At 71.5% G+C, this 10186-nt stretch carries 7 protein-coding genes; 4 read left to right on the top strand and 3 right to left on the bottom strand.

Translation table 11 applies throughout. The features are described from left to right. Positions 1-4284: SDR family NAD(P)-dependent oxidoreductase (locus tag VGZ32_RS16530; RefSeq protein WP_326886944.1), on the top strand; the 4284-nt coding region annotated here is incomplete at its 5' end. Between the two features lie 79 nt (positions 4285-4363). Next, complete coding sequence (locus tag VGZ32_RS16525) at positions 4364-5824, top strand: cytochrome P450 (RefSeq protein WP_326886943.1); 1461 nt, start codon at positions 4364-4366, stop codon at positions 5822-5824. Positions 5825-5965: 141 nt separating this feature from the next. Here the strand turns inward: VGZ32_RS16525 and VGZ32_RS16520 are convergent, their stop codons facing one another. Then, positions 5966-6661 carry an SGNH/GDSL hydrolase family protein gene (locus VGZ32_RS16520; RefSeq protein ID WP_326886942.1) on the bottom strand — a complete coding sequence of 232 codons (696 nt, stop codon included), beginning with the start codon at positions 6659-6661 and terminating at the stop codon, positions 5966-5968. Next, the gene (locus VGZ32_RS16515) at positions 6658-7206 is read right to left on the bottom strand and encodes a TetR/AcrR family transcriptional regulator (protein ID WP_326886941.1); all 549 of its coding nucleotides are present in this window, start codon (positions 7204-7206) and stop codon (positions 6658-6660) included. The genes VGZ32_RS16520 and VGZ32_RS16515 overlap by 4 nt, the downstream gene beginning before the upstream one ends. Positions 7207-7286: 80 nt before the next feature. Between VGZ32_RS16515 and VGZ32_RS16510 the strand changes: the two genes are divergently transcribed. Further along, positions 7287-8762, top strand: a complete 1476-nt coding sequence (locus VGZ32_RS16510; RefSeq protein WP_326886940.1) for an MFS transporter — start codon at positions 7287-7289, stop codon at positions 8760-8762. Here the strand turns inward: VGZ32_RS16510 and VGZ32_RS16505 are convergent. Beyond that, a complete protein-coding gene (locus VGZ32_RS16505) occupies positions 8732-9184 on the bottom strand; it encodes a hypothetical protein (protein WP_326886939.1) in 453 nt (150 codons plus the stop codon). The genes VGZ32_RS16510 and VGZ32_RS16505 overlap by 31 nt on opposite strands. A gap of 442 nt (positions 9185-9626) precedes the next feature. Between VGZ32_RS16505 and VGZ32_RS16500 the strand changes: the two genes are divergently transcribed. Then, positions 9627-10186: thioesterase II family protein (locus VGZ32_RS16500; RefSeq protein ID WP_326886938.1), on the top strand; the 560-nt coding region annotated here is incomplete at its 3' end.

The following is a 10186-nucleotide window of genomic DNA, read 5'->3' as shown; positions in this document are numbered from 1 at the left end:
CGGGACGAGTGGCTGTTCACCGGCCGCATCTCGACCGAGACCGCGCCGTGGACGCGCGACCACGTCGTCCTGGGCATCGTGATCGTGCCCGGCACGGCGCTGGTCGAGTTGGCCGCGGCCGCAGGCCGCCTGACCGGCTGTCCGGTAGTGGACGAGTTGGTGCTGGAAGCGCCGCTGCTGCTGGCCGACGCCGCCGCGCGCCTGGTGCAGGTCAAGGTCGGCGAGCCCGGCGAGGACGGCAAGCGCGAGGTGGCGATCTACTCGCGGCCGGAGGCGCGCGGCGAGGACGGCGACCGCGAGGTCGTCTGCCACGCGCGCGGTGTGCTCGGCGCGGACGCTGCGGCCTCAGTGCCGGTGCCGTTCCCCGCAGTGTGGCCGCCTGCCGGCGCGATGCCGGTGACCGTCGACGGGCTCTACCCGCGCCTGGTCGACGCGGGCTACGAGTACGGGCCCGCATTCCAGGGACTGCGAGCCGCGTGGCGCGACGGCGCCGACGTCTACGCCGAGGTCGCGCTGCCCGAACAGGTCAGCGCCGACGGCTTCGGCGTGCACCCGGCGCTTTTCGACGCCGTGCTGCACGGCGGGTTGCTGGACAAGGAACTGGGCTCGACGGCCGATCTGCCGTTCTCCTGGTCAGGCGTACAGATCGGCTACGGCCGGGGCACGCGGGTCCGGGTCCGGATCAGCCCGGCCGGTGACGCGGCGATGCGGATCGACGTGGTCGATGAGTCCGGCGCCCCGGTGGTGTCGGTGACGTCGCTGGCCGCGCGGCCGGTCGACCTAGTGCAGTTGGAAGCCGCGCAGCAGCGCGGCAAGCTCAGTTCGCTGTACCAGCTGGACTGGGTCACCGTCGCCGCGGCCGAGCAGCGGTCGGCGGGAACGCCCAGGATCGCCGTGCTGGGCGACGCTGCCGACGTGGCCGAGGGCGAGCGCTTTGCCGACCTGGCCGCACTGGACCAGGCACTGGCTGACGGCGCTGCGGTGCCCGAGGCGGTCCTGGTCGTCATCGGCGCACAAACCGACGCGGACCTGACGGTGGCTTCGCGGGCGACCGCCGAGCACACCCTGGCCCTGCTGCGCGAGTGGGCGGCGAGCGAGCGGCTGCCCGATACCCGCCTGGTTGTGGTGACGCGCAATGCGATCGCGGTCGGCGAGGAGTCGCCGGATCTGGCGGTGGCGCCGGTGTGGGGTCTGGTGCGCAGCGCGCAGTCGGAGTACCCGGGCCGGTTCCTGTTGGTCGACGTCGACGTCGACGTCGACGGCGACACCGTGCCCGACTGGGCGACGGTGCTCGACCTGGACGAAACCCAGCTGGCGGTGCGGGCGGGCGCGGTGCTCGCGCCGCGGCTGGGCCGGGCGCCGACACCGCCGGCCGGAGGTGCGTGGCGGCTGTCGGCCGAGCGGAAGGGCTCTTTGGAAGGCCTGGCCATCGTCCGCTCCGACATGGACCGGCCACTGCGCGAAGGCGAGGTGCGCATTGGGATTCGGGCCGCCGGCCTGAACTTCAGGGATGTGCTGATCGCGCTCGGCATGTACCCGGGCGAGGCGCCGCTGGGCAGTGAGGCGGCCGGTGTGGTGTTGGAGGTCGGGCCGGGCGTCACCGACCTGGCGCCGGGCGAACGAGTGATGGGTCTGGTGATGGACCCGTTCGGTTCGATCGGCATCACCGACCGGCCGATGATCGTGCCGTTCCCGGCGGACTGGTCGTTCGCGCAGGCGGCGTCGGTGCCGCTGGTGTTCATGACTGCCTACTACGGCCTGTCCGACCTGGCGGGTGTCCGGCGCGGTGAGCGGCTGCTCGTGCACGCTGCGGCCGGTGGCGTCGGCATGGCCGCCGTGCAGTTAGCCAGGCACTGGGGCCTTGAGGTATTCGCCACCGCGAGCAGGCCCAAGTGGGATGCGGTGCGTGACCTCGGTGTCGCCGCTGATCGGATCGCGTCGTCGCGTGATCTGGATTTCCGGGAGGCGTTCCTGGCCGCGACTGGTGGCGAGGGTGTGGACGTGGTGCTCAATGCGTTGGCCGGTGAGTTCGTGGATGCGTCGTTGGACCTGTTGCCGCGCGGTGGCCGGTTCGTGGAGATGGGCAAGGCCGACGTACGTGACGCCGACCAGGTGGCCCAGATACGGCCGGGCGTTCGCTACCACTCCTACGACCTGCTGGAAGCCGGTCCGGAGCGGATTCAGCAGATGCTGACCGAGATTGTGGCGCTGTTCGAAAAGGGCGTGTTGGCGCATTCGCCGATCCGGACCTGGGATGTGCGGCGCGGGGTCGAGGCGTTCCGGTTCCTGCGCGAGGGCCGCAACACCGGCAAGGTCGTGCTGACCGTGCCGGCGCCGTTGGACGCCGACGGCACGGTGCTGATCACCGGTGGTACCGGTGGGCTTGGCGCGTTGTTCGCCAAGCACCTGGCGGCCCATCACGGCGTGCGGCACCTGCTGTTGGTCAGTCGTAGCGGTCCGGCGGCGGCCGGGGTCGGCGAGCTGGTGGCTGAGCTGGAAGGCCTTGGTGCGCGGGCGAGCGTGGCCGCGTGCGACGTGTCCGATCGGGATCAGTTGGCCGCGCTGATCGGCGGGTTGGACCGCCCGTTGACTGGTGTGGTGCATGCGGCGGGTGTGCTGGATGACGGTGTGCTGGCCACTTTGACGCCACGTCAGTTCGAGCGGGTCATGCGGCCCAAGCTGGACGCCGCAGTACACCTGCACGAGCTGACCCGGGACATGGAGTTGTCGGCGTTCATCCTGTTCTCGTCGGTCGCCGCGCTGATCGGCAGCCCGGGTCAAGGCAATTACGCCGCCGCGAACGCGTTCCTGGATGCATTGGCGGCCACGCGCCGCGCCGAGGGGCTGCCAGCCACGTCGTTGGCGTGGGGCCTGTGGGCCGACGCGGGCGGCATGGCGGGGACCCTGGACGAGGCCGAGCTGGCCCGTCTGGCCCGCATGGGCACCGGGGCGCTGTCCGCCGAGCTGGGCCTTGAGCTGTTCGACCAGGCGCGGCGGCTGGACAACGCGATGCTGGTGCCGGTCCGGCTGGAACTGGGCGCACTGCGGTCGCAGGCCCGGTCGGGCATGCTGCCGCCGCTACTGCGCGGGCTGGTCAAGGCGCCCGCCAAGGGCGCGACGGCGGGCGGCGGGTCGCTGGCCCAGCGGCTGGTCGGCGTCGCCGAGACCGACCGCGAGCGGGTGGTCACGGATCTCGTGCTGGCGCAGGTGGCCGCCGTACTCGGCCACGCGTCGGCGTCGGCGGTGGAACCGGATCGGCCGTTCAAGGAACTGGGCATCGACTCGCTCGGCGCGGTCGAGCTGCGCAACAGGTTGACGCAGGCCAGTGGTGTGCGGCTGCCGTCGACGCTGGTATTCGACCACCCCAGCCCGGCGGCGATCGCGCAGCTGCTGCTGACCGAGGTGGGCACCGTCGAGCAGACAGCCGCGTCGGACACCGGCCCGGCTGTCGCGTCGACGCCCACCACGGGCGGCGGCACGCTGGGTACGCTGCTGCGGCACGCGCACGCCGCAGGGAGGATCGCCGACGCGGTGCCGCTGCTGACCGGGGCGTCGCGGTTCCGGCCGACGTTCAACTCGGCGGCCGACCTGGCAGGCGGCGGCGAGTACGTCGTCCGGCTGGCGTCCGGCGACGGCGCGACCAAGGTCGTGTGCGTGCCATCGTTCGTGGTCGGGTCCAGCCCGCACCAGTTCATGCGGTTCGCGGACCAGTTCGACGGTGCGCGCGACGTGTACGCGTGCACGCTGCCAGGGTTCCGGGACGCCGAGCCGGCCCCGGGCACCTGGGACGCGGCCGTCGAGGTGCTGACCGACTCGATCCAACGGGTGGTCGGCGACGCGCCGTTCCTGCTGGTCGGCTACTCGACCGGTGGCGTGATCGCGCACTCGATCGCGGCCCGGCTGGAACGGCTCGGCGGCGCGCCGGTCGGCCTCGTCCTGATCGACACGCCGATGCCGACCACCGAGGCGCAGGCCGACAACGTCTTCTCCGCGGTGATGGCCGAGATTCTGGGCCGCGAGCAGGAGACGGGCGCCGTCGACGACGCCAGCTGGCTGATCATGGGCGCCTACATGCGCCTGCTCGCCGAACACCAGCCGACCGCCATCAGCACGCGCAGCCTGCTGATCGTGGCCGGTGAGCCGCTGGGCGACAGCGATCCGGCCGCCTGGCCTGCCTGGGACGTCACCGACGACCAGGCCGAGATTGCCGCCGACCACTTCGCCCTGATCGAGTCCGCCGCCGCGACGACGGCGGAGGTGGCCCAGCGGTGGCTGGACCTGTGACGTGTCACGGCAACTGCAGGAAATGCGGCGCCGGACGGCGTCGCGACATGACCACGGAAGGTCGAGAAAGGTGACGGAAATGGATCTGTCCAACACTGGTCCCGGCGGGGGGGAGGCCGGGCACGGCGCGGACGCGGCGGCGGCCGGCCAGTGCCCGGTCGCCCACGGCGCGCCGGCGCCGCAGGCCGCCATCCCCGCCACCGAGCTGCCGGGATCCAAGACGCACGCGGTCTTCCAGCTGCTCAACTACTGGACCCGCCCGCAGTCGTTCATCGAGAAAGCCCGCAAGCAGCACGGCCCCCGGTTCCAGGTCAGCATCCGGCTCCCACCGCGCGCGGTGTACGTGCTGACCGACCCGGAGGACATAAAGGCGGCGTTCACCGCGCCCGCCGACGTCCTGCACACCGGCAACGGCTCGGCCACGATCGAGAAGTACACCGGCCAGTCCGGCCTGGCCTGGCTGGACGAGGACGCGCACAGGATCCGCCGCAAGCTGATGATGCCCAGCTACCACGGCCCGGCGCTGGACCGCATCGCCACCGCGATCACCGAGATGTCCAAAGAGGACGTCGCGACCTGGCCGCGCGGCCAGGCGGTGCCGCTGCACCCACACATCCACCGCTTCACCCTGCACGTGATCCGCGAGGTGATCTACGGTGGCCGGCCGCCTGCCAAGTGGGATCAGCTGCTGGACCTGCTCCAGGAGATGATGCGGTTCAACAACAGCATGGCGTCGCCCATGCTGCTGCATAAGATGTCGCCGCGGGGGGTCAAGATCCTGCGCGCCGTCAAGTGGACCGGCGTCGACCGGTTCCTCAAGCTGCGCGAGCAGGCCGACGCGCTGGTCATGGAGACCATCGAGGACCACCGCGCGTCGAACTTCCGCGGCGACGACCTGCTGTCGGTGTTGCTGAGCATCACCCACGAGGACGGTTCGCCGCTGACCAAGGGCGAGATCCGCGACGAGATGATGACGATCTTCCTCGCCGGCACCGAGACGACGGCGGCGGCGATCGCGTGGGCGTTCGTCTACCTCAGCCGCGACAAGCAGATGCTCGACAGGCTGCGGGCCGAGATCGACAGGGGCGAGGACGACGCTTACCTCACCGCGGTGGTCAACGAGGTGCTGCGGGTGCGCCCGTCCATCCCGAACATCATCGTCCGCGAGGTGAAGAAGCCGATCGTGATCGGCGGCGTGCAGTACGAGCCGGGCCAGCACCTGTGGATCAGCGCGTTCCTGATGAACCGCGACCCGGAGGTGTACGAGGACCCGGACGCGTTCCGGCCGGAGCGCTTCCTGAACACCAAGCCGGGCATGTACACCTGGATCCCGTTCGGCGGCGGTCGAATCCGCTGCCTCGGCGACAAGATCGCGCTGCTGGAGATGAAGGCCATGATCCGCGAGGTCCTGACCCAGTACGAACTGATCGCGACCGACCCGGCGCCGGTGAAGGCCCGCAGCCGGATCGTGGTCAACGTGCCGGCGGACTTCGCCCGCATCGAGCTGCGCGACCGCGTGCGTGAAGCGGCGATGGTCTGACAGGCGTCCCGCCACGAGGGGCCGGTCCGCCAGGCTGGCCCCTCACGCGTGTCCGGCGCGTCGACCGCAGCCCGGCGGCCCGTCGACCCGCCGGGCCGACCGAATGAGGCAGGGTCCGCAGTGGGCCGGAAGCGGACTCCGCTACGCCGGCAGGCCGTCGGCGACCATCTGCGCCCAGCGCTGGTATCCGTGGGCAGACGGGTGGAAGCCGTCGCGGGCGAAGAAGTCGGCCCCCACGGTCATCGCGTCGGTGAAGGTCAGGAAGGTCGCCTTCGGCCGCTGCGCGCACACCTCCTGCGATACGCCGTCCAGGACCGCGGCCCGCTCGGCCAGGTAGGCGCGCAGCGCGCCGGGCAGCGACGGGAAGGTGGCGAACGGCGGCAGGCCGACCACGACGACCTGCTCGGCGCGGGTGGTGAGGTTGTCGACGATCGCGGACAGGTCGTCGCGCCATTCCTGCGGCGGGCGGCGGGTCAGCACGTCGTTGGCACCGGCCAGCAGCACGGCCAGATCGAAGTTCTCGCCGAGCCGGGGGAGCAGCCGGTGCCGGACGCGGCGGCCGGTGGCGCCGTACTGCCCGACCACCTCCCAGGTGGCCGGCCGGCCGGTCCGCTCAGACAGCTCGCGAGCCAGGCTGCCCGGAAAGCCCTCGTCGTGGGTGTCCACACCGCAGCCTGCGGCCGTCGACTCGCCGAGCACGGCGATCCGCAGCGGCCGGCCGGTCCGGTCGTCGCCGACGGTTCCGGTGGTCGGTCCGGCCGCGTGCGGCAGCACCTCGGTGCGGTAGCGCACCCAGATTCCCTGCGCGACGACCACGGGCAGCAGCAACGGGTTCACGGGGACGTCCTTTCCAGTCGGAGCGAGTCGACGGCGGCCCTGGTCCCACCGGTCAGGTCCATGCCCAGTGCCTGGAGCAGCATCACCAGCGAACCGTTGGCCAGAAAACCGGTCAGCTCGGCGGACCCGGCCCGCGTCAGCGCGCCTGCCTCGGACAACACCTCAGCCAGTACCGAGCGACAGCGTTGCGCCACCACGTCGTCCCGGCGCGCCGCGGCGCACGCCTGCAACCACAGGCCGCTGATCACCCCGTCGGCGACCAGATCGCGAAAGCTCTCGCCCATGGCCAGCAGCGGGTCGCTCGGTGACGTCGCGGCCGCGGCGCGGAAGACCGTGCGCACCCGGTCGACCAGTTCGTCGAGGCAGGCCAGGAACAGCGCCTGCTTGCTGCCGAACAGCCGGAACACGTACGGCTGGGACACGCCGATCTCGTCGGCGACCTGCTGGACGGCCGAGGTGGTCAGCCCGTGGTCGGCGAACAGCCGCATGGCCGACGCGACCGCCTGAGCGCGTCGCTGTGCCGCAGTGGAGCGTTCGGAGTCCATGGCCACCTCATAGTAGTAACTACTTACTTCTAAGGCTAGACTACAACCAATGGCCCAGCGGACCAGACCGAGAGGCGCCCGTGAGCGAGTCCGACACCATCACATTGCCCGGCATCAAGCCTGCCGCGGCGGCCGACGGGCCCGTGCCCCGGCGCGGCCTGTCCATCGCCGTGGTCCTGATCGGCGTGTTCGTGTCATCGCTGGACCTGTTCATCGTCAACATCGCGTTCCCCGACATGGGCCGCACGTTCCGGTCGTCGACGCTGAGCGGCCTGTCCTGGGTGCTGTCGGCCTATGCGATCACGTTCGCCGCGTTGCTGATGCCGGCCGGCGGGTGGGCGGACCGGTCCGGGCGCAAGCGCGCCTACCTGATCGGCTTGACGCTGTTCACCGCGGCGTCGGCGGCGTGCGCGGCGGCCGACTCGCTCGGGCTGCTGGTCGCCGCCCGGGTGTTGCAGGCCGTCGGCGGCGCGCTGATGCTGCCCAGTTCGCTCGGCCTGCTGCTGCCGCTGTTCCCGCCGGACAAGCGGGGCGGGGCGATCGGGCTGTGGTCGGCGATGGGGGGCGCTGCCGCCGCGTTCGGTCCGCCGATCGGCGGCCTGCTGGTGCAGATCAGCTGGCGGTGGGTGTTCATCGTCAACCTGCCCATCGGTGTGCTGACCGTGCTGATCGGCATTCGCACGCTGCGCGAGATCCGCGCGGAGCGCAGCTCGGCTCCCGACGTGCTCGGCGCGCTGGTGCTCGCCGCGACGGTGGGCGCGGTCGTCGCCGCGATCGTGCAAGGCCAGAGCTGGGGCTGGCACAGCCCGCGGGTGCTCGGCCTGTTCGTGCTGGGCGGGCTGGGCATCGTGTTCAGCACGCAGCGCGCCCTCCGGCACCCGTCTCCGGTGATCGAGCCCGCCATCTTCCGGATTCCCGTCGTGGCGCTGGCCGACGTCGCCACGATGTTCTTCTTCGCCGGGTTCGGCGCGATGATCCTGGCCTCGACGCTGTTCCTCACCGAGATATGGGGGCACTCGGTGCTGCGCGCGGGCCTGGAAATCTCCGCGGGCCCGATCGCGGCGTCGTTCTTTGCCGTGCCCGGCGGCATTCTGGCCACCAAGTACGGCTCGCGGCTGGTCGGCTTCGTGGGCAGCGTTCTGTTCGCAGTCGGCGGCGTGCTGTGGGCCACCGGACCGGGCGTCCACGCCGACTACGTCGGCACGTTCCTGCCGGGCGGGATCATCGCCGGCATCGGCTCCGGCCTGGCGCTGCCGAGCCTGTCCGGCGCCGCCACGCTGCCGCTGCCGCCCGAGCGGTTCGCCACCGGCACCGCGATGGTGTCGATGTGCCGGCAGGTCGGGCTGGCACTGGGCGTGGCCGCCGTCGCCGCCGTGCTGGACGTGCGCCCGAATGTGGCCGCGTTCCACAAGACGTGGCTGTTCATGGCCGCCTGTGGGCTGGCGGGCGGGCTGACCATGTCGCGGATCAGGCGGGGCCGGCATCGAGGCCGCCGCCGCTACGTTCGCAGGCCGATCGAGACCGGTCAGCCGTCGGTGTGGCGCTCGGCCGAGTGAGCGACCGAGCGCAGCAGGCGGCCGACCATGACGCGGTGGCCGCCGGACCCGATGACGAACTGCCGGTAGGCCCAGCCGGGCAGCCCGGGGAACTCGGCGTTCGAGCGCGCGCACAGCACCGTGCCACCCGGCTGCTCGGTGAGGCCGAAATGCAGGATGTACCGGGAGAACCGGTGGTGGCCGGCCAGCGTGAGGTGGTCGCCGGGCACTGACTCGGTGACCGCGAAACCGGGCATGGTCGAGCCCTCGTCCAGCAGCGTGCCGGTCACCTCGCCCGGCTGCGCGCCGACCACCCTCGCGAATCCCTCGCTGACCCCGAGCCGGGTCTTGATGATCCGCGCGGTCAGCGACTGCCACACCACCGCCGCAGGTGCCGCGACGACCACCTGGTGCTCGTCGATGAAGGGCAGGTCGGTTTCCATGGCAACGCACCTTCGCATCCGAATCGGACCGGCTGACCGGGCAAGCATGTCCTACCCGCCGCGGCGCCGACAACGCCGTCAGGGTGCGTTCTCAGAGCCCATTTCCGCTGCACATGGCCAGCTCGGCGCACTGATTCCGCCACCTGAGCCAGGGGCGGAACGTGATGAGGGCGGTCCTGAGGTCCTGGCCCTGCCGCGCGCGGTAGGAGAGCCCGGCAATGTGGAGCGCGATAGAGCGCGGACTCCAGCCACTAGCTGACTGCACCGTAGCCAGGCCCCCGAGTGTCCACAACCAGCTGCCGGAGGACCGCTCCGAGAGCGTTCAACTGCGGATTCCCGACAGTTGAGCGGCCTCGTCGGGCACGGATAACATCGTGGCGCCGTCCTCACAGCGCAAAACATTGACATCCGTCGCGAGCATTGTCCGAACCTGGGGAGCGTTGTGTCGCAGCATTCTTCCGACGACTCGTGGTGCCGGCGGTACCATCCCGCCCAGGACCCGGCCGCGCGGCTGGTGTGCCTGCCCTACGCGGGCGGTTCGGCCGCATATTTCCGCCCGGTGGCCCTGGCGCTGGGCCAGTCGGTGGATGTCGTCGCCGTGCAGTACCCGGGCCGCCAGGATCGGCGCAGCGAGCGTCCGATCAGCGACATGGACGAACTCGCCGACCGCGTCCACGAGGTCCTGGGCCGCCAGCCCGACCTGCCCCTGACCCTGTTCGGCCACAGTATGGGCGCCCTGCTGGCGTTCGAGGTGGCCCGCCGCCGCGAGGCCGAGGGCCGGGTCCCGGTCCACGTCTTCGTCTCCGGCCGCCGCGCGCCCTCAGCCCACCGCGAGGAGGCCGTCCACCGTCGCGACGACGCGGGCATCCTCGCCGAGCTGCGCAGTTTGGACGGCACCGCCGCCCTCGTCATGCAGGACGAGGAGATAATGCGCGCGGCCATTCCGGCCCTGCGCGCCGACTACGCCGCGGCCGAGAACTACCGGTGCCCGCCCGATACCAC

The organism is Actinocrinis sp., from assembly GCF_035938995.1.
In the GTDB taxonomy this organism is placed as follows: Bacteria; Actinomycetota; Actinomycetes; order Streptomycetales; family Catenulisporaceae; genus DASZGI01.
The sequence above is the reverse complement of the archived record's forward strand: the minus strand, read 5'-3'. Positions and strand labels throughout refer to the sequence as shown.

Excerpts from the sequence above, each read along its gene's own strand:
- VGZ32_RS16515 (WP_326886941.1), bottom strand. The coding sequence starts at position 7,206 with ATGGACTCCGAACGCTCCACTGCGGCACAGCGACGCGCTCAGGCGGTC.
- VGZ32_RS16505 (WP_326886939.1), bottom strand. The coding sequence starts at position 9,184 with ATGGAAACCGACCTGCCCTTCATCGACGAGCACCAGGTGGTCGTCGCG.
- VGZ32_RS16525 (WP_326886943.1), top strand. The coding sequence starts at position 4,364 with ATGGATCTGTCCAACACTGGTCCCGGCGGGGGGGAGGCCGGGCACGGC.